Genomic DNA, 23,279 nt, shown 5'->3' with positions numbered 1-23,279 from the left:
TTCCCCTTGGTTTTTCCCGCTCCTCGGGATTACGCTCGGGAGATCCCGGGACGCTCGGGTCGAGAGAGAGACCTTCGGAGTCGGGGTCATGAACAAGACATCCTCGGATTCCGATTTCGCCGATTTCGGGGCGATGAAATCGCCGTCGCGCTCCTGGCGGATCCGCGGCTGGATCTTCCTGGGGTTGCTCATCCCGTTCACCGTCTTGACCTATCTCGCGACCAGTTCGGGCTCGCCGAGCGACGTCCGGCAGCGTCCCGTGCTGCTGACGACGCTGGCGACGATCACCGGCCCGTTCGTCGGGCCGATCGCGCGCGGGGGGCAGGGGTGCTGCCTGGAGTTCGCCGTTTTCCTGGCCTTCGTCTGCGGCCCGATCCTCGCCCTGGGGCTGATCGCCCAGGTCGTCCCGCTTCCTTTCCGTCGCGGCGCGGGGGCGTTCCGGCTCGTGTTCTGGACGCTCGGCTGGCTCGCCTGGCTTTTCAGCGGCCTCGTCTCGTTCGGCCACGCCTTCTCCTGAAAGCCGCCTCGCTCACGGTTGAACGCCGACCTCGTTCTGCTACGCTTTCCAGCAAGGAAAGCGGCCGCCCGGAATTCGTCGCCTCGACACCGTGAGGGGGGCGGGGCGAGGCCGAGCATGGCGTTTGGTGAACGATCATGTTGAATCGTCGATGCTTCATGGCTGCGAGCCTGGCCGCCGTTTTGGGTCCGAGGCTCTCGGCGAGAGAGCCCGGAGCGGCCGGGATGGTGACTCGCGGCGTGGTGCTCGTACCCGAGGATTTGACGCTCGGCGACTGGCCCGAGCGGGCCGCGCGGGCGGGGCTGACGACCATCGGAATCCACCACCCGACCTCGCCCCGGGCGGTCGTCGACTGGATCCAGGCCGACGCCGGCCGACGGTTCCTCGAAGCCTGCAAGCGGCTCGGGCTGGAGGTCGAGTACGAACTGCACGCCATGGGGGAGCTGCTGCCCCGCAGCCTGTTCGACCGCAGCCCGGAGTTCTTCCGGATGGACGCATCGGGACGCCGGAACCCCGACTCCAACTGCTGCCCGAGCTCTCCGGAGGCGCTGGAGTTGATCGCCGGGAACGCCGTCGCGATCTCCCGCACGCTGAAGCCGACCACCGGACGGTACTTCCTCTGGGGCGACGACGGACTTCCCTGGTGCGCCTGCCCCACGTGCCGCGAACTCAGCCCTTCCGACCAGGCGCTCCTGGTCGAGAACCGGGTGATTCGCGCCTTGCGCGAGATCGACGCCAGGGCCGCTCTCGCCCACCTGGCCTACACCGACACCCTGCCACCGCCGAAGTCGGTGAAGCCCGAGCCGGGCGTCTTCCTGGAGTACGCCCCGATCCGCCGGCGCTACGACGCCCCCTACGCGGAACAGGCCGACCCGAGCCAGCCCGACGGCCTCCACCTGCTCGACGCCAACCTCCAGGTCTTCCCGGCGGAGACGGCCCAGGTCCTGGAGTACTGGCTGGACGTCTCCCTGTTCTCGAAGTGGAAGCGCCCCGCCGTGAAACTCCCCTGGCGGCGCGACGTGCTCGAAGCCGACGTGGCGACCTACGGCTCGCGAGGCATCCGCCACGTCACCAGCTTCGCCGTCTACGTCGACGCCGAGTACCGCCGCCGGTACGGCGAGCCCGAGTTTCTCGACGAGTACGGCGCGGTCCTGGCGGCCTACCGCAAGCCGGACGGCCCGGACTGATCGCGTCCGGGCCCCGCCTCGCGGTCGATCAGGACCCGTCCGACCAGGTCGCCGGCGCCGACCCCGGACCGGGTCAAGCAGCCCAGGAAACCGAGCATCGGGGCGTCGAGGGGTCGTACCCGCGAGGCCTCGATGATGCGCACGTCCCCGGTCGTGGGCGTGGGGGAGTCGGGCAGGAAGATCGTGCAGAAGCCGGAGGGGAGCCGCTCGACGACCAGCGCGAAGGCCCAGCCGTCATCCAGATTCACCAGCGCGGGTTCGGTCCGCGACTTCTCGTCGAGGCCCGGGACGCCTGCCACGGCCCCCCGCAGGATGAGGTAACCCGGAACCCGGTAGAGCACGGTGCGTTCCAGCCGATCGCTGAGCGATCGGCCGGGCCTCGTGGCGACGAACAGGCCCGCGAGCAGCGCGGCCAGGACGAGGACGACCGCCGAGATCAGGTCTTCGGTCAGGATGCCGAAGAACCGCTCCGCGGGGAGCAACTGGGCGATCGGATGGATGAGCTCGCGGAGCATCCGCCAGCCCTCTCGCACCAGCACGGCGAGCAGCACGACGGGTGCCAGGAGCAGCACGCCCCGCAGGAGCGTGACCAGGAGAAGCCGGCCGAAGCGACGCATGGCGTAATCAACCTCCACATCGGCGAAGACGACATCGGGAAGGCCCCGGCGATCTCGGGGCGATCGCCCCCAGCCTTCACGGTCCTTTATTCCAACCCACCCGCCCGTCTCGCTGCCCTATAACGGAGCGGCAGGAAGAAGAAGCAAGAACACAAGCAGAATCATGAAATATATAGCGATGCAATTTATTAAGCGAATCCCAAAGGCTCTTTGCACGAGCCAAACTATCGCCAGCGGAACAACACCGATCAATCCAAAGTCTAGCAGGCTAGGCACAAACAAAACAGTTGAATTCATGACGCCGAATGCCAACAAAATAAGGCATGCGCATAAGGATACCACGCTTTGCCGCAGCCACATTGAAACACTCTTTCGCAAACTAGTTGGACTGCCACCGATTCAACGAAGTCTCACCTGATCAACTGGTATCCGGTGGCGGCCGGCGCGGCGGAAAGCCGCCGGTGGCCTTGTGCCAGTGGCAGATCCGCGCCGCCTCCTTCCGCTTTCCGCCACAGGACGCGCGACACCTCCGCGGCGATCCGCTCTGGGTCCGACGCCGGGATGCGCAACAGACGGGCGAAGACCTTGCACACCTGCGACACGGTCACCGCCGGGGTTCCCGCGCCCGACCCGCCGCCGTTCGCAGCAGAGGAACCACAGCGCCAGGAGCGAGAGCGTGACGTGGTGGCGCCAGCCCACTCGGCCCCGAACCTCGTACAATGTAGCCTCCCTGACGCGCCGAAAACATCGCCGGACAATCCCATTCACCTGGTCTTCCGAGTCGCGAGGGGCGGGCTGACAAGATCCCGCCGCGCGAGGTTCGCCGACTCGATCCGCCGGCCAGTTGGAGCGCCATCGGCTTCGGGAACGAATTGTGCGGGGTGATGCACTACGACCGACCATCGTCGAAGTCAGGCAGGCGATGGAAAGGCGACGTGATTCGCCCGCAGCGAGCACGGGCGGGCGGGACAATCATTCCACCGGAGCACCGGCGATGGACATCGAACGCCCGCTCGATCACGAAGTGCAACGCCTGCAGGAAGACGCCCGTCGCGAGAAGAACTGGAAGCGATGGGGGCCGTACCTATCCGAGCGCCAGTGGGCGACCGTCCGTGAGGACTACTCGCCCGACGGCGACTTCTGGCGCTACTTCCCGCACGACCACGCCCGCAGCCGCGCCTACCGCTGGGGCGAGGATGGCCTGCTCGGGATCTGCGATCGCGAATGCCGTCTCTGCTTCGCCCTGGCCCTCTGGAACGAGAAGGACCCGATCCTCAAGGAACGCCTCTTCGGCCTGACCAACCCCGAGGGGAACCATTCCGAGGATGTCAAGGAGTGCTACTTCTATCTTGACGCCACCCCCACGCACAGCTACCTGAAGGCCCTCTACAAGTATCCGCAGGCCGAGTTCCCCTACGTCCGGCTCGTCGAGGAGAACCGTCGCCGGGGGCGGCAGGAGCCGGAGTTCGAGCTGATCGACGCCGGGGTCTTCGACGACGACCGCTACTTCGACGTCCTGGCCGAGTACGCCAAGGCCGCGCCCGACGACCTCCTCATCCGGGTGACCGTCGCCAACCGGGCGACGGAGTCGGCGCGGCTGCACCTGCTCCCCACCCTCTGGTTCCGCAACACCTGGTCCTGGGGCAGCGCGTATGAGGAAGGTCGGTGGCCCAGGCCGCGGCTGTGGCAGGAGGCGGGTGATCTCGCGGTCCGGGCCGAACACGCGACCCTCGGGCGCGTCCGCCTGTCGGCGGCTCCCGGTCCCGACGGCAGGACGCCGGACTGGCTCTTCACCGAGAACGAGACGAACCTGGCCCATCTGTTCGGGGCGGAGAACGCCGGAGCTTACGTGAAGGACGCCTTCCACCGCCACCTGATCCAGGGTCGGGCCGATGCGGTGAACCCAGGTCGATTCGGCACGAAAGCGGCGGCCCATTACGTCCTGGACGTCCCGGCGAGGGGCCGGGCGACGGTCCTTCTGCGATTATCCCCCGAGGACGGGACGCCGGGGACGCCCTTCGGACCCCAATTCGGGGCGATCTTCGACGCTCGGACCCGCGAGGCCGACGCCTTCTATGAGCGCCGCATCCCCCGTGAGTTGACCGAGGAGGAGCAACTCGTCTGCCGCCAGGCCTACGCCGGCTTGCTCTGGTCGAAGCAATTCTACTACTACAACGTGGCCGAGTGGCTGGACGGCGACCGCCTCCAGCCCCAGCCGCCGGAAAGCCGGCGGCGACATCCCAACCATGCCTGGCCCCATCTCTACAACCGAGACGTGATCTCGGTGCCGGACAAGTGGGAGTATCCGGCCTTCTTCGGCTGGGACCTCGCCTTCCAGATGTTGGCCTTCGCCCACATCGACCCCGCCTTCGCCAAGGCCCAGCTCCAGCTGGTTCTGCGCGAGTGGTATCTGCACCCCAACGGCCAGCTCCCGGCCTTCGAGTACGACCTCTCCGACATCAACCCCCCGGTCCACGCCTACGCCTGCTGGCGCGTTTACAAGCTCTGCGGCGTCCGGGATCTCGGTTTCCTGGAAAGCGTCTTCCAGAAGCTGCTCTTGAACTTCACCTGGTGGATCAACCGCCACGACGCGGCGGGCGAGAACGTCTTCTCGGGGGGCTTTCTCGGGCTGGATAACATCGGCGTCTTCGACCGCTCTAAGGGCGTGCCGGCCGGCGGCCGGCTGGAGCAGGCCGACGGGACCGCCTGGATGGGCTTCTACTGCACGACGATGCTCGCCATGGCCATCGAGCTGGCTCGGTCCGACCCGGCCTACGAGGACATCGCCAGCAAGTTCTTCGAACACTTCGTCCAGATCGCGGACGCCCTGAACCACCTGGGGGGCACCGGGCTCTGGGACGAGGAGGACGGGTTCTACTACGACCACCTCAGGTGCGCGCACGAGTCGGTGCCCCTGCGGGTCCGCTCGCTCGTCGGCTTGATTCCGCTCCTGGCCGTGGAAGTCCTCGAGGAGGAGATCATCCACGCCGAACTGCCCCGGTTCGAGAAGCGGATGCGATGGTTCCTTGAATACCGCAAGGAGGTGCTCCGGTACATCGCCTGCATGGAGGTCAAGGGCGAGCCGGGCCGCCGCAGGCGGCTTCTGGCCCTGCCGCGACGCAATCAACTGGAACGCGTGCTGCGCCGCGTCCTGGACGAAGACGAATTCCTTTCCCCCTACGGGATCCGCTCCCTGTCGCGCGCCTACAAGGACAAGCCCTATGTGTTCCGAGCCGGCGATCGGGAGTACCGGGTGCCCTACAGTCCGGGAGACATGGAGACGACGGACTTCGGCGGAAACTCGAACTGGCGAGGACCGGTCTGGTTCCCCATCAACTACCTTCTGGTCGAGGCGCTGGAGCGTTACCACCACTTCTACGGCGACGAGTTCAAGGTCGAGTCCCCTCGCGGTTCAGGCCGGCTCTGGAGCCTATCCGAGGCGGCCCATGAGATCGGCCAGCGGCTGGCCCGCCTGTTCCGGGCGGACGAGCAGGGACGCCGCCCCGGCCAGGGGTCGGAGCGGCGTTTCGCGGGGGACCCGCACTGGCGGGATCTCATCCTGTTCCACGAGTATTTCCACGGCGACGACGGCCGGGGGCTGGGGGCCAGCCACCAGACCGGGTGGACGGCGCTGATCACGCGCCACTTCGAGGATTGCGCCCGGGCGCGAAGGGAAGCCGCGAGCCGGCGACCAGGACCGCCCGAGCCCCCTACGGGCTCCAAGGCGACGAGAGCGACCTGAGAGGCGGGCGCGGCGGGGAGACTCGGAAACCTCTTTACTCAAGCCGAATCGAGACATGTCACCATGACAGCAGGAAACCTGATCCCCGAGAAGTTCGGTGGCATCAGGGTGGATCCGTCGACGGGGAAGGCTCCGAGGCGTCGGCGCACTCCCGGGCGCGGGCGAGGAGCCAGGCGCGTTCGCGGGCGTTGCGGGTGAGGGCGGCGGCGCGTTCAAAGGCGGGGAGGGCCTCGGCGTGGCGGCCGAGCTTGGCGAGGAGGTCGCCGCGGGCGCTGGAGAGGTAGGGATAGTCGTGGAGGGTCGGCTCGGTCGTCAGGGGGTCGAGGAGCGCGAGGCCGGCGGCGGGGCCGGAAGCCATCGCGACGGCCATGGCGCGGTTCAACTCGACGACGGGGGAAGGGGCGACCCGGGCGAGTTCCGCATAGTAGTCGGCGATGCGGGGCCAGTCGGTCGCGTCGGCCGTCCGGGCGCGGGCGTGGCAGGCGGCGATGGCAGCCTGGAGGACGTAGGGGCCTCGGGGTTCGCCGAGGGCCTCGGCGCGGTCCAGGGCGGCCAGGCCCCGGCGGATCAGGACGTGGTCCCATCGCGCCCGGTTCTGGTCCAGGAGCAGGATCGGCTCGCCCGACGGCCCGACCCGCGCCCGGGCCCGAGACGCCTGGATCTCCATCAAGGCGGCCAGACCGTGGACCTCGGGCTCGGCCGGGGCCAGCTCGGCGAGGATGCGGCCCAGGCGGAGGGCCTCCTCGCAGAGCGCGGGGCGCATCAAGTCGTCGCCGGCGGTGGCGGCGTAGCCCTCGTTGAAGATCAGGTAGACGACCGCCAGGACCGAGCCCAGCCGGGACAGCAGGTCGGGGCCGCGGGGGACCTCGAAGGGGACGGCCTTCTCGGTCAGGGTCCGCTTGGCCCGCACGATGCGCTGGGCGACCGTGGGTTCGGGGACGAGGAAGGCGCGGGCGATCTCGTCGGTCGTCAGGCCGCCCAGGAGGCGGAGGGTCAGGGCGGTGCGGGCCTCGGTGGAGAGGGCCGGGTGGCAGGTCGTGAAGATCAGCCGCAGGAGGTCGTCGCCGACCTCGTCGTCGAGCGCCGCGTCGAGGTCGGGCGCGGGCTCGGCCTCGAAGCGGGCGGCGATCTCCTCGCGATTGCGGTCGAAGGCCCGGTCGCGACGGTGGGCGTCGATCGCGCGCCGCCGCGCGGCGGCCAGCAGCCAGGCGCCCGGCTTCTCCGGGACGCCCGTTTTCGGCCATTGCTCCAGCGCGGCGACGAGCGCGTCGTGCGCGAGGTCTTCGGCCAGGCCGACGTCGCGGGTCCGGCGGGCGAGCACGGCGATGACCTTCGCCGACTCGATCCGCCAGACCGCGTCGATCGTGCGATGGATCGGATCGGTCGTCATGACGTCCGATCAGACCAGCTTCGGCGTCTCGGGGCAAGCCGGGCTCACGCCTGGAGCTTGGCCGCCATCTGACGCACGCGTTCCTCCTGCTCGCGAAGCTCGGGGGTGAACGCCTCGCCGAAGTCCTCGGCCTCGTACACCTGGCGGATCTCGATCTCGCAATCGGTGGCGAACGGGGCGGGGCAGCGCCTGACCCACTCGATGCATTCCTCCAGCGACTTCACCTGCCAGAGCCAGTAGCCGGCGATCAGCTCCTTGGTCTCGGCGAACGGGCCGTCGACCACGGTCCGCGAGCCGTCGGTCGCGAACCTCACCCGCGCCCCTTTCGAGCTGGGGTGGAGGCCCTCGCCCGCGAGCATCACGCCGGCCTTCACCAGCTCCTCGTTGAAGTTCCCCATCGCGGCCATCAGCTTCTCGTCGGGCGGCGTGCCGGCCTCGGAGTCCTTCGTCGCCTTGACGATCACCATGAATCGCATCTCGTCATTCCTTTCAGCAAAAGTCTCCCATCGGGCGGCACCCGAGCCGCAACCGACGGGACGGATCTCGATCTCGCAATCGGTGGCGAATGGGGCGGGACTGCGCCGGACCCATTCGACGCACTCTTCCAGCGATTCCACCTGCCAGAGCCAGTAGCCGGCGATCAGCTCCTTGGTCTCGGCGAACGGGCCGTCGACCACGGTCCGCGAGCCGTCGGTCGCGAACCTCACCCGCGCCCCTTTCGAGCTGGGGTGGAGGCCCTCGCCCGCGAGCATGACGCCGGCCCTCGCCAGCTCCCCGTTGAACTCCAGCATCTCTCGCAGGAGCTTCTCGTCCGACACAGGCCCGGTTTCGGACTCGGACTCCTTCGTCGCCCTGACCATCACCATGAAACGCATCGACTCGCCTCCCTTGCATCCCGAACCGCCGGCGGGCCCGACCGGGCCGTCCCGATGGGTCGCGGCCCCGTCTCCACCCACTCGTCGAACGAGCCACCGCCGGATCGACAAGGCTCGGAATATTTTTCTGAGAGAGGCCACCCGCCGCATCCACGTCGTCAAACATCCGGCCGATTCGTCCGACGGCCTCGGCAGGGTGGGCGCCGCGACGTATCCTAGAAAGGGAGGTCGGGTCGAGGTTTGCTCCTGGAGGCGAGGCGGTTCGTGGAAATAATCCTGATCGAGATCGGGGTGGTGGTGTTGCTGATCCTGGCCAACGGTCTCTTTTCCATGGCGGAGCTGGCGATCGTCTCGTCTCGGAAGGCGCGGTTGAGGCAGGCGGCGGAGGCGGGGGACGGCCGAGCGGCGGTGGCGCTGGAACTGGCGAACGACCCGAATCGCTTTCTTTCGACGGTGCAGGTCGGGATCACGGTGGTGGGGACGCTGGCGGGGGTGTTCGGCGGGGCGACGATCGCCGTGCATCTCGGCGACGCGCTGGCGAAGGTGCCGGCGCTGGTCCCCTACGCGGAGAGTCTGGGGCTGGCGGCGGTGGTGGCGGCGGTGTCGTACCTGACGCTGGTGTTCGGGGAGTTGACGCCGAAGCGGCTGGCCCTGAGCAACCCCGAGGGGATCGCGTCGTGGGCCGCCGGGCCGCTCCGGCTGGTGTCGATCGCGACGGTGCCGTTGGTCCGGCTCCTGGGCTGGTCGACGGATCGGGTCCTGCGGCTCCTGGGCGTGCATGAGACCGGGGGATCGCCGGTGACCGAGGAGGAGATCCAGGTTTTGGTGCGCGAGGGGGCGGAGGTCGGGGCGATCGAGACGGCCGAGCACGACATGGTGCGGCGGGTCTTCCGGCTGAACGACCAGCCCGCGCGGGTGCTGATGACCCAGCGCGCCGACGTCGCCTGGATCGACGCCGACGGCACGCCCGAGGAGGTCCGTCGCCGGGTCCTGGAGAGTTCGCACGCGGGCTTCCCCGTCGGCGAAGGCTCGCTCGACAAGGTGGTGGGGATCGTCCAGGCCAAGGACCTGCTCGGCCGTTCGTTCGAAGACGGCCCGCTCGACGTCCGCAGCCTGATGAGGCCGGCCCTGTTCGTCTTCGAGGGGGCGTCGGGCTTGAAGGTGCTGGAGCAGTTCAAGGCGGCGGCGACGCCGATGGCGATCGTGGTCGACGAGTACGGGTCGGTCGAGGGCCTGCTGACGCTCAACGACATCCTCCAGGCCCTCGTCGGAGACCTCGCGGTCGAGGAAGGCTACGACGCCAGCGCCGTGCGCCGGGACGACGGCTCGTGGCTGCTGGACGGCACCCTCTCCATCCATGAGGTTTCCGACCTTCCCGGCCTCCCCCGGCTCCCGGAGGGGGAGTACGGCACGCTCGCCGGATTCATCCTCGTCAGCCTCGGCCACATCCCCGACGTGGGCGACCACTTCGAATGGGAAGGCCACAAGTTCGAGGTCGTCGACATGGACGAGAACCGCATCGACCGCGTGCTGGTGACCGGACCCGAATCGCGCCCCCCGGCGGAATCCGATCCCGAATCGACCCCATGAGCGCAGGCTCGACGCGCCCCTGAAGGAAGCGAAGAACTCGATGAATCGGAAGCTGCTCGCCGCCGCCGCCCTGGGGCTCGCCGGGATCGCCTCATGCTCGCGCCCCGGCCCGCCGCCCGCGCCGATCCCGGCGAACCCGGACCGGATCACGCAGACGTCGGTCATCAACGCGCTGATGATCGGGCGTTACGACGGCGTGACGACGATCGGCGAGCTGCTCCGTTGCGGCGACTTCGGGCTGGGGACGCTCGACCACCTGGACGGCGAGCTGATCATCCTGGACGGCCGCGCGTACCAGGCGCGGGGCGACGGCGTGGTCGCCGAGGTCGGGCCCGAGGCGACGTCGCCGTTCGCGGTCGTCACGCCCTTCGACGAGGACGGCGACTTCGCCTGCCCGCCGGTCGCCAGCCTCACCGAGCTGGAAGCCCGGCTGGACGAGGCCCTGCCGCAGGAAAACGCGTTCGTCGCCGTGCGGATCGACGGCCGGCTGGCGTCGGCCACCTTGCGGAGCGTCCATCGCCAGGAGCCGCCTTACAAGCCGCTGGCGGAGGTCGCCGAGAGCCAGTCGGTCTGGACCCACCGCGACATCTCCGGGACGCTGCTCGGCATCCGCAGCCCGGCGTGGGTGGGAGGGCTCACCGTCCCCGGCTACCACTGGCACTTCCTCTCCGACGACCGCAAGATCGGCGGCCACGTCCTCGACTGCCGCCCCGCCGAGGGCCGCGTCCGCTACGACCTCGGCCACGACTGGGAGATCAAGCTCCCCCGATCCCCCGACTTCGACCAGGCCGACCTGACGCCGGACCTGTCCAGGGAGCTGAAGCGGGTGGAAAGCTCGCGAGGGACCGGGCCGGGAGCGGGCTCGGAGGAGCGATGAGCGGGCCGACCGGCGCGCCGGGAGGGATGTCCGCGAACAGGCGGTTGACAGGGGGATTCCGGCGAGCTAGGTTACATTCTTGCTCGCGAGTCGGATTTCGTCCGGGCGTCCCCGCGCACTTCCCGCTTGGAACTCCAACCATCGCCGCGCCAAACACCACGACCCACCGGGACGAGGCCCGCCTGCTCGCGGAATGCCAGGCCGTCCTCGGCTACGAATTCCGGGACCCGGACTTGCTGCGCGAGGCGCTCACGCACGCCTCGGGGGCCGACCATCGGCTGGCCTCCAACGAGCGACTGGAGTTCCTGGGCGACGCCATCCTCGGTGCCGTGGTCTGCGAGATGCTCTTCCGCAAGTTCCCCGACTACCAGGAGGGGGAGCTGACCCGGATCAAGTCGATCGTGGTCTCGCGGCGCACCTGCGCGAAGATCACGGAGGCGCTGGGGCTCGACGTCTACCTGTTCCTGGGCAAGGGGATGGGCGCGGGCGATCAGACGCCGTCGTCGGTCCTGTCCGACGTCTTCGAGAGCCTGATCGGCGCCATCTTCCTGGACGGAGGCCCCCCCGCGGCGCAGCGGTTCGTCGCCGCCCACATGGGGCCCGAGATCGACGCGGCCGTCGAAGGCCAGAACGGCCTGAACTACAAGAGCAACCTCCAGCAGGCGGCCCAGCGCGACTTCGGCGAGACGCCGACCTATCTGCTCCTGGACGAGAAGGGGCCGGACCACTCCAAGTGCTTCAAGATCTCGGCCCAGATCGGCCGCAACCAGTACGCGCCGGCGTGGGGGCGGAACAAGAAAGAGGCCGAGCAGCGAGCGGCGCTGAACGCCCTCTGCCAGCTTTCGGGCTCCCCCATCCCTTACGAGTCGGATTGACGAGGTCGCCGTGAATGGTCCGCTCGTCACCGATCTGGGGCTCTCGCCGATCGTCTGGCTGTTCCTCTCGCTCCTGGGCTGCGTCACGCTCTTCTTCAAGTTCAGCCGGTTCTGGAGCGTCCGCAACCTCGACCTGATCCTGCTGTTCGCCCTGGTCCCCGGCATGATGATGATCGTCGGGCGGCACGATCACGCCCCCTGGATCGCGTTCATCCTGCTGTTCCTGGGCTCGGCCGCCTGGCTGGCGCGATGCCTGGTGGACCTGGGGCTCTCGCGACGGCCCTTGCTGGAGCCGAACCTCAACGCGTCCGGGCTGCTCTGCCTGTCGGTCGGCATCCTGGGCCTGCTCCTGGTCGAGACGGTGAGCCTCCCCGTCGAGGAGGGGGCCGCGCGGAATCCGGCGGAGCCCTCGGGGCGTGAGGACCGCAACGCGCGAGTTCCCGCCGTCGAGGAAGGGAACGGGGCGGTCAAGCAGGTGATCGAGATCGCCCCGCTCCCCCCTTCGCTCAAGCAGGAACGTCCGCAGGTGATCGTCTCGCGGGTGCTGGCCCTGCTGGCCCACCTGGGCCTGGTGGCGGGGCTCTGGCTGATCGGCTGGAAACATTACGAACGATCGCTCACGGGCCTGTCGATGGCCGCGTGCTACCTGCTCTTGCCGTACACCCGGATGGCCCTGGTCGACAGCGGCCAGCTCATCCCCTCAGCCCTGATCATCTACGCGGTCCTGTGGTACGCCAGGCCGGCGATCGCCGGGCTCCTGATCGGCCTGGCGGCGGGCTGGATCCCGGCCTGCCTGGGCCTGATCTTCCTGTGGACGGGATTCTACCGAGGACGGTCGCGGATCGCGTACGTCGCGGTGGCGGCCTCGGTGGCGATCGTCTGCGCCCTGCTGGGGAGCGCCGGACTGGGGCTGTCGGAATGGGCGCGGGCCCTGGGCGCGCGGAGCATCGCCGAGGTCGGCCTGCTCCCCCAGTTCGAGCCCCGATCCAGCGGCAGCAGTTTCTGGGGGGGCATCGACTCCAGCTTCCGGCTGCCGGTCCTGATCGGCTACCTGGCGATGGTCCTGGTCGTCACCTTCTGGCCCACGCGGAAGGACCTCTCGCAGCTGATCGCGCTCTCCGCGGCCCTGCTGGCGGCCAGCCAGTTCTGGTACCTGGACAAGGGGGGGACGCTCGTCCTCCTGTACCTGCCGCTGGCCCTCCTGGTCATGTTCCGGCCGACGATGAACTCCCGACGCCTCCGCGCCGGGGCGTTCGCCCGCAACGGCGCGGCGGCGGCCAATCCGGCGGCCTGATACGCAATGGCGCGGCACGGGTTCGGGGACGAACCCGTGGCGCCCGAGACGCTCCTCGCTCGACGCCGCCGCCTCGAGGGGGCCGGGAGACGGCGATCGGGGCGATTTGGTATGGACCGGCGGCCCGCGCGATCGCTCAGGAGGAGACCCCGCCGATCCGCTTCTTCCCCTTGCGGCGGTGGACGGGCGAGTCGGGGAAGTGGCGGAGGAGCCACCGCGAGAGGCCCCAGTCGACGAACCTGGGGGCGATCCGGTTCATCAGGACGAGCAACCGGCCCTTGGACGACAGGGTGATCTCGCGCTTCTGCTTCTCGACGGCCCGCAGCGCGGCCGCGGCGACGACCTCGGCGGGCGTGGTCCGCCACTCGGCGACCGACACCCGCGCGGTCTTCGCCACGGCGTTCTCGTCGAACGGGGTCGCGGAGAAGCCGGGGTTCACCTGGAGGACGTGGATGCCGTACCGCCGCCACTCGATCCGGATCGATTCGACGAAGCCCGAGACGGCGAACTTGCTGGCGCTGTACTCGACCCGGCCGGGGAGCCCTCGGCGGGCGTTGATCGAGCCCATGACGAGCATCACGGGGTCGACGCCTTCGCTCAGGAAGGGGAGGGCGGCGCGGCAGACCTCGGCCATCGCGAAGAAGTTGATCTCGAAGACCCGGCGCAGCACCCAGGCTTCGTGGGTGTCAAACTGCCCCGTGGCGCCGACTCCCGCGTTGTTGACCACCAGGTCGAGGGCCCCGAATCGCGCCCGAACCGCGTCGAAAAGCCGCTGACGATCGGCCTCGACGGTCAAATCGGCGGGGAAGACCGCCACTCGGTCGGGGTCGGCTCCGGCTTCCAGGAGCCCCTTCGCGACCTCGTCGAGCCTGGCGGCGGAACGGCCGGTCAGGATGACGCTCGCCCCGCGTCGCACGAGATCCTCGGCGATGGCCCGTCCGAGCCCCGAGGATGCGCCCGTGACGAGCGCGCGCGTGTCGTTCCACGATCGTGTGTGGGACATGGCGGTCTGCACCCGGTTGATGTCGAGATGTCCATCAAGTAGTCCGGGTATTATAGCATAACTGGGCGACTATTTCACCGTGCTATTCAGGGCGCCGTCGATTTGCGTGAACGCCGGCACGTCTTCCGGGTTGGTGCTGCGCCAGCCGAAGCGCGACGAACGGCGGGCGGGCTCGCTGACGACGACCCTGGGCCGGGTGCGGCCGTCGTCGACGACGGTCGATCGGGCGCCGACGACCGGGGAGGGGACGGCGACCTCGCTGGGGACCTCGCAGACCTCGCCCACGGCCACGTTGCTGGGCAGGACGGTCGTGCCGATCGCCGGCGGGCAGCCGTTGGCCCCGGTCGGCCCGTAGTAATAGTGATGCTGGTGGCAGCCCCAGCCGAAGCAGCAGACGCCGCCGAGCAGCAGGGCGGCGAGCGGCGGCCGCCCGTGCCGGAGGAGCGTGCGGGCGTTTCTCATGGCGAATCTCCCGTGGCGACGGCCCGGTCGGAGCGACCTCGCCACCCGTAAGCCAGCCCGAAAGGCGTGCCGCCCCCCGGGCGCGAACCGAACATCCTCTGAGCCGCTCGCGAGCCGCAAGGGCTGGACGCGAAGATGGGGCCCCGGCCGACATCCTGTCGGCACCGGTCAGCGGGGACTTTATCGAATCCCCCCGGATCGGCCAACGGCAGTTTGCCAGGGGGGAGGGACCCCGCGAGGATCGGGCCGGCGGCTCAAACCAAATCGCCTCGATCACCGACCATTGGGTGCCACGGGTTCGTCCCCGAACCCGTGCCGCAAAGCACCGGATGGACACGGGTTCGGGGACGACCCCGTGGCAGCCGAGGCCGCTCGGCGAAGGTGAGTCATCAAAGCCATTGCGTATCAGTTCCGCCGGAGGGCGCGGTCCATGTCGCGCTTGGCTTCCTTCTTCTTGACGGACTCGCGCTTGTCGAAGGTCTTGCGGCCCTTGGCGATGAAGATTTCGACTTTCGCCATGCCCTTGCGGAAGTAGATCGCGACGGGGATCAGGGTCAGGCCGCGCTCGCTGGTACGGCTCCCCAGCTTCTCGATCTCGCTGCGGTGCAGCAGCAGCTTGCGCGACCTCTTGGGGACGTGGTTCATCCGGTTGGCTTGCAGGTACTCGGGGATGTCGCACCCGTTGAGCCAGACCTCGCCCCGGTTGATCTCGGCGTAGGCGTCCTCGAGGTTCGCCTTGCCGTTGCGCAGGCTCTTGACCTCGGTGCCGGTCAGGACGATGCCGGCCTCGACCTTCTCGATCAGGTCGAAGTCGTACCGCGCGCGGCGGTTGCGGGCGACGATCTTGATGCCGTCGGGATCGGGTTTCCCCTTGGGGGCGGACTTCCCCGCGTCTTTCTTGGCCATGGTCTCGTCGGCGCCCCGTTTCGGTTCGGGAATCGGTGTGGGTTGCGGACCTCGGCGTACGGATGCGGCTCAGGCCCGGGTGGCCTGGCAAGTGACGACCACCTCGGAGACGATCGCGGCGGCCTCGGTCGATTCGGGGATCAGGACCGGCCGAGGGTAGCCGCCGTCGCGGATCGCGGCGGCCTCGCGGCCGATCAGGACGACGAAGGTCGGGGCCAGCGCCCGGTCGACGGCCGCCTCGGCCGCGCGTTCGTAAGTGAACAGGTTCCAGGCCCCTTTCCAGAGCCCGTCGTGAGCCCGAGGTTCGCTCGCCTCCATCGCGGACGCCCGGCGCAGGTCCAGGTCGAGCGCGAAGTCGGCGGCGAGCCAGCGATCGCCCAGCCCGGCGTGGGTCCAGCGACTCTCCGACGCCCGATGGGCGGCCGCGCGGATCTCGGCGAACCGCCGGTCGCGGGGATGCGTCGGGAAGTCCGAGGTCGGGACCCCTCCCGGGTCGACCCGCCGAAGCGGCTCGGCCCCGAGGGCCTCTACGATTCTCGCATGCACATCCGAGGCCAGGGCGACCGCTTCCGCGTCGTCGGGGTCGGCGGCGGCCACGGCGACGAGGCTCGGGCGGCGGTCCAGGCTCGCCAGCAGCTCGTTGACCGTCATGTTCGTGAGCGGGTCGAGCGACCAGGGGGCCACCTCGACCGCCGGGACCAGCGCGAACCGACGGAAGGAGAGGCGGGGGTGCGGGACGATGATCTGGGGCGTCCGGCGCACCTCCTCGCCGTAGAGGAGCAGGTCCAGGTCCAGGGTCCGGGCCCCCCAGCGCTCGTCGCGCACCCGGCCCAGGCGGGCCTCGATGTCGTGGAGCCGTTCCAGGAGGCTCAGGGGGTCGAGCGTGGGCTCGGTCAGGACGGCCGCGTTGAGGAACGGGGCCTGGCCGGGGGGCCGCCGACGGGGATCGTCTCGTAGTAGCGGCTGACCGTCCAGACGTGGACGTGGGGCGTCGCCTTCAGGGCCTCGACCGCCTCGTCCAGGATCGCCTCGCGGTCTCCCTGGTTGCTCCCCATCCCGATGATCGCCAGCGAGCCCTCGCTCATTCCAGCCTCGATTCGCGAGCCGTCCTCGAATTACAGGGCGAGCTTGCCGATACGCTCGGCCGCTTCCAGCAGGCGCGGGGTCTCGACCGTCAGCGAGACCCGGATGTAGCCGTCGGCCGTGCGGCCGAAGCCCAGGCCGGGCGTCGTCACCACGTCGGCCTCGTCCAGCAGCCGGGCGCACAGGTCGCTGGAGGTGTACCCCTTGGGGCACGGGATCCAGACGTAAAAGGTCGCGTCGGGCGACGGGACGTCCCACCCCTGCTTCCGCATCGCGCCGACGAAGGCGTCGCGACGCTCCTTGTACAGGGCCCGGATTGGCGGCGTCAGCTCGTCGTACTGGTCGAGCGCCGTCTTGGCGGCGAACTGGATGGCGGTGAAGATGCCCGAGTCGCAGTTCGCCTTCACCTGCTTCAGCGCCGAGATCAGCGGCTCGCCGCCGATCGCGAAGCCGACGCGCCAGCCGGTCATGTTGAACGTCTTCGACAGGCTGTGGAACTCGATCGCGACGTCCTTCGCCCCCTCGATCTGGAGGATGCTGGGGGCCGGCTCGCCGTAGTACATTTCATTGTACGCGGCGTCCTGCGCGATCGTGAAGTTGTGCGTCCTGGCCAGGTCGACGACCTTCTGGAAATAAGGCAGGTCGGCCGTCCCGCCGGTCGGGTTGTTCGGGAAGTTCAGGAACATCAGCCGGGCGAGGGCGTACACGTCGTTCGGGACGGCGTCGAGGTCGGGGCGGAAGCCCAGCGAGGGCTCCAGCGGCATGGTGTAGACGTCGGCCCCGGCGAACTGGCTGGCCGACCGGTAGACCGGGTAGCACGGATCGGGGACCAGGCTGATCTCGCCGGGGTTGAGCACGGCGAGCGGGAAGTGGGCCAGGCCTTCTTTCGAACCGATCAGCGGCAGGATCTCGGTCTCGGGGTCCAGGTCCAGGCCGTACCGGGACTTGCAAAACGCGGCGATCGACTTCCGAAGCTCCGGCGAGCCCTGGTCGAGGGCGTACTGGTGGAACGCCGGGTTCTCGACGTTCTTCTGGAGGCTCTCGATGATCGCCCGGGGCGTGGGGCGGTCGGGGTCGCCGACGCCGAGGTTGATGACGTCGCGGCCGGCGGCGATGGCGGCTTTCTTCTTGCGGTCGATCTCGGCGAACAGATAAGGCGGGAGCTTCTGGAGCCGTTGGGACTTCTCGAACGGGGTGGTCGCCATCGCGTCTAACCTCGAAATCGACGTCTAGGGATCATGCGGCCCCCCAGTGTATCCCCGCCCCCGCGATCCAACAACAGGACCGTGGGGCGGGAAGACGCTCATCCCGGGCACAATGCGTCTCACCCGGCTCCGCTCGCGATTCACGGTCTCCTTGTCACTAGCGAGCTGCGATGCATTGGGTTTCAATAGTATCCGCGAGCCAGTCTGATCGAATCGTCGGATCGTCCCCTGCTGCTTCCAGAGGGCCGCCTTGTGAGCAAGCTGATCAAGGTCTCCGGATGCGACGATTCCCAACGTCGCGGCGACGTCGTCTTCGTGCATGGCCTGGACGGCGACGCCCGCTCCACCTGGCGGCCCGCCGGGAGCGCCGGCCCGACCTGGCCGGAGTGGCTGGCCGAGGACCTGCCCGACGTCGGCGTCTGGCTTCTCGACTACGACGCCGCATCAATGGCCTGGAAGGGCCACGCCATGCCCCTGGCCGACCGCGCCACCAACGCCCTGGCCGTCCTGGACGTCGAGGGGTTGGGCGAGCGGCCGACCGTCTACATCACCCACAGCATGGGCGGCCTGCTGGTCAAGCAATTGCTGCGGCACGGCCGGGATTTCGGCGACCCGAACTGGCGGCGCGTCGTCGACCAGACGCGGGGGATCGTTTTCGTCTCGACTCCGCACTCCGGATCGGACATCGCCGGCTGGGTCAAGCACCTGAGCCTGGTCTTGCGTAACACGGTCGCGGTCGACGATCTGCGGGCCCATGACCCGCGTCTGCGAGAACTCAACACCTGGTTCCGCAACAACCACCAGACGCTGGACGTGAAAGTCGAGGTCTACTGCGAGAAGCTGCCGACGGCTGGATTCCTGGTCGTCAATGAAACCAGCGCCGACCCCGGGATCGCCGGCGTCATCCCCGTGCCTATGGACGACGACCACGTCACGATCTGCAAGCCGGCCGGCAAGGATTCGCTCCTCTACAAGAGGTCCTTGCGATTCGTTCGGGGGTGTCTTTGATCGCGTTCCATCACGCCGCGTCCCGTTCCAGGCCCCCGACCTGCCCGCGGGATTCGTGGCTCGGCCCGAGGAGTTCGGTCGGCTGCGTGAGCTGCTCCTAGCCTCCGATCCGGGGAAGTCCGTCGCGATCACGACCGCTCTCCGTGGCGCCGGCGGGTTGGGCAAGACGACCCTGGCGACCGCCCTCTGCCACGACCCCGAGATCAGGAAGGCCCATCCCGACGGCGTCCTCTGGACCACGCTCGGCCAGCAGCCCGACCTGCCGACCGCACTGGCCCGCCTCATCGAGACCCTCACCGGCGAGCCCGCAGCCGTCCGCGACGTCGAGGACGGCTCGCGCCGACTGGCGGACGAACTGGCGGGACGGCCTTGCTTGCTCGTCCTGGACGACGTCTGGGACGCGGCCCACCTGCGTCCCTTCCTGCGCGGGGCCGTTCGATGCACCCGTCTGGTCACGACTCGACAGTTCGAAGTCGCGGTCGAAGCCCGTCGCGTGGAGGTCGACGCGATGACCCCCGAGCAGGGCGTAGCGATGCTCCTTTCGCGGGTCGAGGCTTCGGATGCGACGTACGGTTCGTTCCTGTCCCTGGCCCGTCGCCTCGGCGAGTGGCCCCTGCTGCTGGAACTGGCCGGCTCGGCGCTGCGACTTCGGGTCGCGCGGGGCGACTCGATCGAAGGGGCCCTCGACTACCTCAACAGGGGCCTCGACCGCAAGGGCGTGGACGTACTCGCTCGGCCGAAATCGGGCGAGCGAAACGACTCGTTCGCCGCCTCGATCGGGCTCAGTACGGACCTGCTGGAGGCCGAGGATCGTCGCCGCTTCACCGAACTGGCGATCTTTCCCGAAGACGTCGACATCCCCCTCGCCGCGGCGGCGGCCCTATGGGGGCTCGACGACTACGAGGCCGAGGAACTCTCCCAGCGTCTGGCCGACCTGTCGCTGCTCAGGCTCGACCTGCGAGCCCAGACCCTCAGCCTGCACGACGTGATCCGGGCCTACCTGGCGGACGAGGTCTCCGACCCGGCTCCGCTTCACGCCCGGCTGCTCGACTCCTGGGGCGACCTCCATCAACTGCCGGACGCCTACGCCTGGCGGTGGCTCGCCTACCACTTGATCCACGCGGGACGGCAGGAGGTCCTGCGGGGACTCCTCCTGGATCCCCGCTGGCTTTCGAAGAAGCTCCAAGCCGCCGACTCCAACGCCTTGCTGGCCGACTTCGAGGCGCTCCGCGGCGACCCGGAGCTGGCGCTCGTGGAGGGAGCCATCCGACTCTCCGCCCACGCCCTCTCCCGCGACGCCTCTCTGTTCGCCGGCCAGATGATCGGCCGCCTGCACGGCTCGGAGTCCGCGGCGATCAGGGACTTCCTGCCCCGCGTCCAGCGCAACCAGCGTGGTCCCTGGCTGCGTCCGCTGGCCGAGGCGTTGACCCCTCCCGGCGGTGCGCTGATTCGCACGCTGGAAGGCGGCGGCGGTGGGATTCGTGCGGTGGCGGCGTCGGCCGACGGCCGCCGCGCCCTCTCCGGCTCCAGCGACGGGACGCTCAGACTCTGGGACCTGGACTCGGGCACTTCGATTCGCACTTTTGAAGGGTGCGGCGGAGGAGTCCTTGCGGTGGCGATGTCGGCCGACGGCCGACGCGCCGTCTCCGGCTCCGACGACGGCACGCTCAGGCTCTGGGATCTGGACGCGCACGCCCCGATTCGCGAGCTGGAGGGCCACGGCGGCCCGGTCCGTGCGGTGGCGGCGTCGGCCGACGGCCGCCGCGCCGTCTCCGGCTCCGACGACGGCACGCTCAGGCTCTGGGACCTGGACTCGGGCGTCTCGATTCGCACCCTCGAAGGCCACGAGGGCCGGCTCCGTGCGGTGGCGATGTCGACCGACGGCCGACGCGCCGTCTCCGGCTCCGACGACGGCACGCTCAGGCTCTGGGACCTGGACGCGCACGCCCCGATTCGCGAGCTGGAGGGCCACGGCGGCCCGGTCCGTGCGGTGGCGGCGTCGGCCGACGGCCGCCGCGCCGTCTCCGGCTCCGACGACGGCACGCTCAGGCTCTGGGACCTGGACTCGGGCGTCTCGATTCGCACCCTCGAAGGCCACGAGGGCCGGCTCCGTGCGGTGGCGATGTCGGCCGACGGCCGACGCGCCGTCTCCAGCTCCGACGACGGCACGCTCAGGCTCTGGGACCTGGACTCGCTCGCCTCGATTCGCACGCTGAAAGGCGGCGGTGGGATCCGTGCGGTGGCGGCGTCGGCCGACGGCCGCCGCGCCGTCTCCGGCTCCGAAGACGGCACGCTCAGGCTCTGGGACCTGGACTCGCTCGCCTCGATGCACACTTTTGAGGCGTGCAGCGGCCAAGTCCGTGCGGTGGCGGCGTCGGCCGACGGCCGCCGCGCCGTCTCCAACGACGACGACGGGACGCTCAGACTCTGGGACCTGGACTCGGGCGCCTCGATTCGTACGCTGCCGAACCGAAGGACGGGCATGAACGCGGTGGCGGCGTCGGGCGACTGCCGCCTCGTCCTCTGCGGCTTCAACGACGGGACGCTCAGCCTTTGGGACCTGGGCTCGGGCTCGCTGATTCGGCCGCTGGAGGGGCACGACGGCCCGGTCCTTGCGCTGGCGATGTCGGCCGACGGCCGACGCGCCGTCTCGGGCTTGACCGATGGGACTCTCAGGTTCTGGGACCTTGACTCCGGTGAGTCAATCAGTACGCGGGCGGGACACCGCGACTGGGTCCTGGCTGTGACGGCGTCGGCAGACGGTCGGCGCGCCGTCTCCGGCTCTTACGGAGGGACGCTCAAGCTCTGGGACCTGGACTCGGGCGCCTCGATTCGTACGCTGCCGAACCGAAGGACGGGCATGAACGCGGTGGCGGCGTCGGGCGACTGCCGCCTCGTCCTCTGCGGCTTCAACGACGGGACGCTCAGCCTTTGGGACCTGGGCTCGGACGCATTGCTTCTCAGGATCGAGGGGCACGACGACCGGGTCACCACGCTGGCGATGTCGGCAGACGGCCGACGCGCCGTCTCCGGCTCAGATGACCGGACGATGAAGGTGTGGGACCTGGGAACCGGGATTCTCCTCGCGGAATTCGTCGGCGACGGCCCCTACCACGCATGCGCGATCGCGGACGACGCGGTGACGATCGTCGCGGGGGACCTGCTGGGTCGGGTCCAATTTTTGAGGCTGGAAGGCGTTTAGCGAGGGGGTGCGGGTTTTGATCGTCCACGAGAGAGGCGCACTCGCAGATCATGATCGTCGCGGTGTGGGGTTGATCCGTTGCGAGGTCCACGGGGCCTGATCTTCGACGAGATGACGCCGGTCGATCGACCACCGAAGGTCGGTCTCGGCGACGTCCCCCCTTTGCAAATCGTGCCCCCGCGAGTCTAATTGAAATCGTTCGCCCGACGGGTGCTCCCGAGCTTCGATCGCGAAGGGGGAGAGAATAGGGAAGCCGGTGAGAATCCGGCGCGGGGCCGCCGCTGTGATCGGCGAGGCCCCGGACGTTGCGCCACTGCCCGGAATGGGGCGGGAAGGCCGTCCGGGACCGTCACGAGCCGAGAGCCAGAAGACCTGCCCGTCGGGATCGATTTTCCTGCATGGCCGCCCGGCCGTGCCCAACGAGCGCCGCCCGGCCCGGCGGAAAGGTCTGCTTCGATGTCCTCGGTCTTCCATCGCTCCCGCGTCGACCGGCCTTGCGGCCGGGTTTCGGCGACGGCGCGCCGTCCGTTCGTCGGAGACGGGGGGTCGCGTCCGTGACGACGACCAGCCCTTGCATCGGATTCTGCCGCCTCGACGCCGCGTCGAGCCACTGCCTGGGATGCGCCCGGACGTCGGCGGAGATCGCCGCCTGGCGCGACGCCCCGGCGGCGTTCCTCGAACGGGTCTGGGCGGACCTGCCCGCTCGTCGGGCGAGGATGGGTGTGGGGCTCCACCGCCTGAAGTGGACCCGGGGCGATCTCATGGCGTTCATCGCCGGGACGCTGGAGCCGGGGAGGCCCGCGGGCGGAACCTGGGCGATCGGCCACTTCGGCGGGGCCTCGGAGTTCCGGGTCGGGCCCGATGAGACGAGCGAGCTGGAGCGCGACGGATCGGCGCGATTGGTCGCCCGGACCCGTCGCGCGGCGGTCCGTTTCGACGTCCCCGAGCAGGTCCGCGTCATGGCCCCGGTCGCTTCCGGCGACGATCCGTCGCCTGGGCCGCTGGTCCTGGCGGTCCCCCGGAATCGTCAGACGCCCCGAGCCGGCCTGGCGTACCTCGGGCTCGACCGCGACGCCGTGGAGCCCCGCGACCGCGACGCCCGGCTCTACGACCTGGGGCTCGGCGCCCGGGCGGCGGCGTTCTGCCTCCGCACCGACGACCCCGAGCTGATCCGAGGGCTCGACGACTGCCTGGGCCTGGAGTGGCCCGACCTTTTCGCGGGGATCGGCCGGCGGATCGTCGAGGCTCGCCCCGCGCGGGTCGTTCTGGGGCCGATCGGCCGGGTCGAGGCCCTCGGGCCGATCGAGGGCGGGGACGACGAGGGGCCGCTGGCGCCGATCCGGCTCGCGGGCTGTGGAGACGTCCCCAACGGCCTGGAGACGCCCGAAACGCTGACCCCCTGCGCCTTCTTCTTCCCCGATCGGGGGACCGAATGACTCACCAGGA

Annotated in this window: 20 protein-coding genes, 1 pseudogene and 1 riboswitch; of the genes and pseudogenes, 10 read left to right on the top strand and 11 right to left on the bottom strand. The window is 69.4% G+C overall.

Features of this window, described 5'->3' with window-relative positions:
• Window positions 1-88 precede the first annotated feature (88 nt).
• On the top strand, window positions 89-517 hold the full coding sequence (locus VT85_RS02275; protein WP_068409865.1) for a hypothetical protein: 429 nt from the start codon (window positions 89-91) through the stop codon (window positions 515-517).
• 224 nt (window positions 518-741) lie between these two features.
• Entirely contained in the window at window positions 742-1,704 is a 963-nt protein-coding gene (locus VT85_RS02270; RefSeq protein ID WP_068409862.1) for a DUF4838 domain-containing protein, read from the top strand.
• Here VT85_RS02270 and VT85_RS02265 read toward each other — a convergent pair.
• A complete protein-coding gene (locus tag VT85_RS02265; RefSeq protein ID WP_068409859.1) occupies window positions 1,677-2,321 on the bottom strand; it encodes a hypothetical protein in 645 nt (214 codons plus the stop codon). The two genes, VT85_RS02270 and VT85_RS02265, sit on opposite strands and share 28 nt — an antisense overlap.
• A 410-nt stretch (window positions 2,322-2,731) precedes the next feature.
• A complete protein-coding gene (locus tag VT85_RS02260; RefSeq protein WP_068409850.1) occupies window positions 2,732-2,929 on the bottom strand; it encodes a hypothetical protein in 198 nt (65 codons plus the stop codon).
• A gap of 386 nt (window positions 2,930-3,315) precedes the next feature.
• Here VT85_RS02260 and VT85_RS02255 point away from each other — a divergent pair, with 386 nt between their 5' ends.
• Window positions 3,316-6,063, top strand: a complete 2,748-nt coding sequence (locus VT85_RS02255) for an MGH1-like glycoside hydrolase domain-containing protein (protein ID WP_082858298.1) — start codon at window positions 3,316-3,318, stop codon at window positions 6,061-6,063.
• Between the two features lie 103 nt (window positions 6,064-6,166).
• Here VT85_RS02255 and VT85_RS02250 read toward each other — a convergent pair whose 3' ends face one another.
• From VT85_RS02250 to VT85_RS29920, 3 genes and pseudogenes are all read right to left on the bottom strand, one after another.
• Window positions 6,167-7,453 carry an RNA polymerase sigma factor gene (locus VT85_RS02250; RefSeq protein ID WP_068409848.1) on the bottom strand — a complete coding sequence of 429 codons (1,287 nt, stop codon included), beginning with the start codon at window positions 7,451-7,453 and terminating at the stop codon, window positions 6,167-6,169.
• Window positions 7,454-7,497: 44 nt separating this feature from the next.
• A complete protein-coding gene (locus VT85_RS29925) occupies window positions 7,498-7,929 on the bottom strand; it encodes a YciI family protein (protein WP_068421271.1) in 432 nt (143 codons plus the stop codon).
• Window positions 7,930-7,983: 54 nt separating this feature from the next.
• Window positions 7,984-8,328, bottom strand: a pseudogene (locus VT85_RS29920) (YciI family protein); the annotation flags it as partial.
• 240 nt (window positions 8,329-8,568) lie between these two features.
• Between VT85_RS29920 and VT85_RS02240 the strand changes: the two are divergent.
• The 4 genes from VT85_RS02240 (at window position 8,569) to VT85_RS02225 (ending at window position 12,964) form a co-directional block, all read left to right on the top strand.
• A complete protein-coding gene (locus tag VT85_RS02240; RefSeq protein ID WP_197491051.1) occupies window positions 8,569-9,918 on the top strand; it encodes a hemolysin family protein in 1,350 nt (449 codons plus the stop codon).
• Between the two features lie 40 nt (window positions 9,919-9,958).
• Window positions 9,959-10,795 carry an acetolactate decarboxylase gene (gene budA, locus VT85_RS02235; RefSeq protein ID WP_082858297.1) on the top strand — a complete coding sequence of 279 codons (837 nt, stop codon included), beginning with the start codon at window positions 9,959-9,961 and terminating at the stop codon, window positions 10,793-10,795.
• A gap of 140 nt (window positions 10,796-10,935) precedes the next feature.
• Entirely contained in the window at window positions 10,936-11,670 is a 735-nt protein-coding gene (gene rnc / locus VT85_RS02230) for a ribonuclease III (RefSeq protein ID WP_068421265.1), read from the top strand.
• A gap of 10 nt (window positions 11,671-11,680) precedes the next feature.
• On the top strand, window positions 11,681-12,964 hold the full coding sequence (locus VT85_RS02225) for a hypothetical protein (RefSeq protein WP_068409844.1): 1,284 nt from the start codon (window positions 11,681-11,683) through the stop codon (window positions 12,962-12,964).
• A 136-nt stretch (window positions 12,965-13,100) separates the two neighbouring features.
• On the opposite strand, the gene VT85_RS02220 is transcribed toward VT85_RS02225, so the two are convergent.
• From VT85_RS02220 to VT85_RS02195, 6 genes are all read right to left on the bottom strand, one after another.
• On the bottom strand, window positions 13,101-13,967 hold the full coding sequence (locus VT85_RS02220) for an SDR family NAD(P)-dependent oxidoreductase (RefSeq protein WP_068409840.1): 867 nt from the start codon (window positions 13,965-13,967) through the stop codon (window positions 13,101-13,103).
• Window positions 13,968-14,036: 69 nt separating this feature from the next.
• Window positions 14,037-14,429 (bottom strand): hypothetical protein, encoded by a 393-nt coding sequence (locus VT85_RS02215; RefSeq protein ID WP_068409837.1) that lies wholly within the window; start codon window positions 14,427-14,429, stop codon window positions 14,037-14,039.
• 405 nt (window positions 14,430-14,834) lie between these two features.
• Window positions 14,835-15,335 (bottom strand): SsrA-binding protein SmpB, encoded by a 501-nt coding sequence (gene smpB / locus VT85_RS02210; RefSeq protein WP_068409835.1) that lies wholly within the window; start codon window positions 15,333-15,335, stop codon window positions 14,835-14,837.
• A gap of 69 nt (window positions 15,336-15,404) precedes the next feature.
• Window positions 15,405-16,208: a 2-amino-4-hydroxy-6-hydroxymethyldihydropteridine diphosphokinase gene (gene folK / locus VT85_RS28190; protein WP_255376997.1), complete on the bottom strand. Its 804-nt coding sequence runs from the start codon at window positions 16,206-16,208 to the stop codon at window positions 15,405-15,407.
• A gap of 20 nt (window positions 16,209-16,228) precedes the next feature.
• Window positions 16,229-16,420 (bottom strand): 2-amino-4-hydroxy-6-hydroxymethyldihydropteridine diphosphokinase, encoded by a 192-nt coding sequence (locus tag VT85_RS29595; RefSeq protein ID WP_068409823.1) that lies wholly within the window; start codon window positions 16,418-16,420, stop codon window positions 16,229-16,231.
• A gap of 30 nt (window positions 16,421-16,450) precedes the next feature.
• Window positions 16,451-17,623 carry an LL-diaminopimelate aminotransferase gene (locus VT85_RS02195; RefSeq protein ID WP_068409819.1) on the bottom strand — a complete coding sequence of 391 codons (1,173 nt, stop codon included), beginning with the start codon at window positions 17,621-17,623 and terminating at the stop codon, window positions 16,451-16,453.
• Window positions 17,624-17,875: 252 nt separating this feature from the next.
• Between VT85_RS02195 and VT85_RS28180 the strand changes: the two genes are divergently transcribed.
• The 3 genes from VT85_RS28180 to VT85_RS27310 all read left to right on the top strand — a co-directional run bounded on the left by VT85_RS28180 (window position 17,876) and on the right by VT85_RS27310 (window position 23,269).
• Window positions 17,876-18,631 (top strand): esterase/lipase family protein, encoded by a 756-nt coding sequence (locus VT85_RS28180; RefSeq protein ID WP_068409818.1) that lies wholly within the window; start codon window positions 17,876-17,878, stop codon window positions 18,629-18,631.
• A 55-nt stretch (window positions 18,632-18,686) separates the two neighbouring features.
• Window positions 18,687-21,833: an NB-ARC domain-containing protein gene (locus VT85_RS02185; protein WP_068409817.1), complete on the top strand. Its 3,147-nt coding sequence runs from the start codon at window positions 18,687-18,689 to the stop codon at window positions 21,831-21,833.
• A 191-nt stretch (window positions 21,834-22,024) separates the two neighbouring features.
• Window positions 22,025-22,228, top strand: a riboswitch (cobalamin riboswitch).
• 159 nt (window positions 22,229-22,387) lie between these two features.
• Window positions 22,388-23,269, top strand: coding sequence for a DUF1289 domain-containing protein (locus VT85_RS27310; protein WP_068409811.1), 882 nt, complete (start codon window positions 22,388-22,390; stop codon window positions 23,267-23,269).
• The last annotated feature ends 10 nt before the right edge of the window (window positions 23,270-23,279 follow it).

Origin of the sequence: Planctomyces sp. SH-PL62 (genome assembly GCF_001610895.1) — a bacterium.
In the GTDB taxonomy this organism is placed as follows: Bacteria; Planctomycetota; Planctomycetia; order Isosphaerales; family Isosphaeraceae; genus Paludisphaera.
The sequence above is the reverse complement of the archived record's forward strand: the minus strand, read 5'-3'. Positions and strand labels throughout refer to the sequence as shown.

Bases quoted from the DNA above. Each gene is read 5' to 3' on its own strand.
- VT85_RS02275 (WP_068409865.1), top strand. From the start codon at position 89: ATGAACAAGACATCCTCGGATTCCGATTTCGCCGATTTCGGGGCGATG.
- VT85_RS29925 (WP_068421271.1), bottom strand. From the start codon at position 7,929: ATGCGATTCATGGTGATCGTCAAGGCGACGAAGGACTCCGAGGCCGGC.
- VT85_RS02255 (WP_082858298.1), top strand. From the start codon at position 3,316: ATGGACATCGAACGCCCGCTCGATCACGAAGTGCAACGCCTGCAGGAA.
- VT85_RS02195 (WP_068409819.1), bottom strand. From the start codon at position 17,623: ATGGCGACCACCCCGTTCGAGAAGTCCCAACGGCTCCAGAAGCTCCCG.
- VT85_RS02250 (WP_068409848.1), bottom strand. From the start codon at position 7,453: ATGACGACCGATCCGATCCATCGCACGATCGACGCGGTCTGGCGGATC.
- smpB (WP_068409835.1), bottom strand. From the start codon at position 15,335: ATGGCCAAGAAAGACGCGGGGAAGTCCGCCCCCAAGGGGAAACCCGAT.
- VT85_RS02270 (WP_068409862.1), top strand. From the start codon at position 742: ATGGTGACTCGCGGCGTGGTGCTCGTACCCGAGGATTTGACGCTCGGC.
- budA (WP_082858297.1), top strand. From the start codon at position 9,959: ATGAATCGGAAGCTGCTCGCCGCCGCCGCCCTGGGGCTCGCCGGGATC.
- VT85_RS02215 (WP_068409837.1), bottom strand. From the start codon at position 14,429: ATGAGAAACGCCCGCACGCTCCTCCGGCACGGGCGGCCGCCGCTCGCC.
- VT85_RS02265 (WP_068409859.1), bottom strand. From the start codon at position 2,321: ATGCGTCGCTTCGGCCGGCTTCTCCTGGTCACGCTCCTGCGGGGCGTG.
- VT85_RS29595 (WP_068409823.1), bottom strand. From the start codon at position 16,420: ATGAGCGAGGGCTCGCTGGCGATCATCGGGATGGGGAGCAACCAGGGA.
- VT85_RS02220 (WP_068409840.1), bottom strand. From the start codon at position 13,967: ATGTCCCACACACGATCGTGGAACGACACGCGCGCGCTCGTCACGGGC.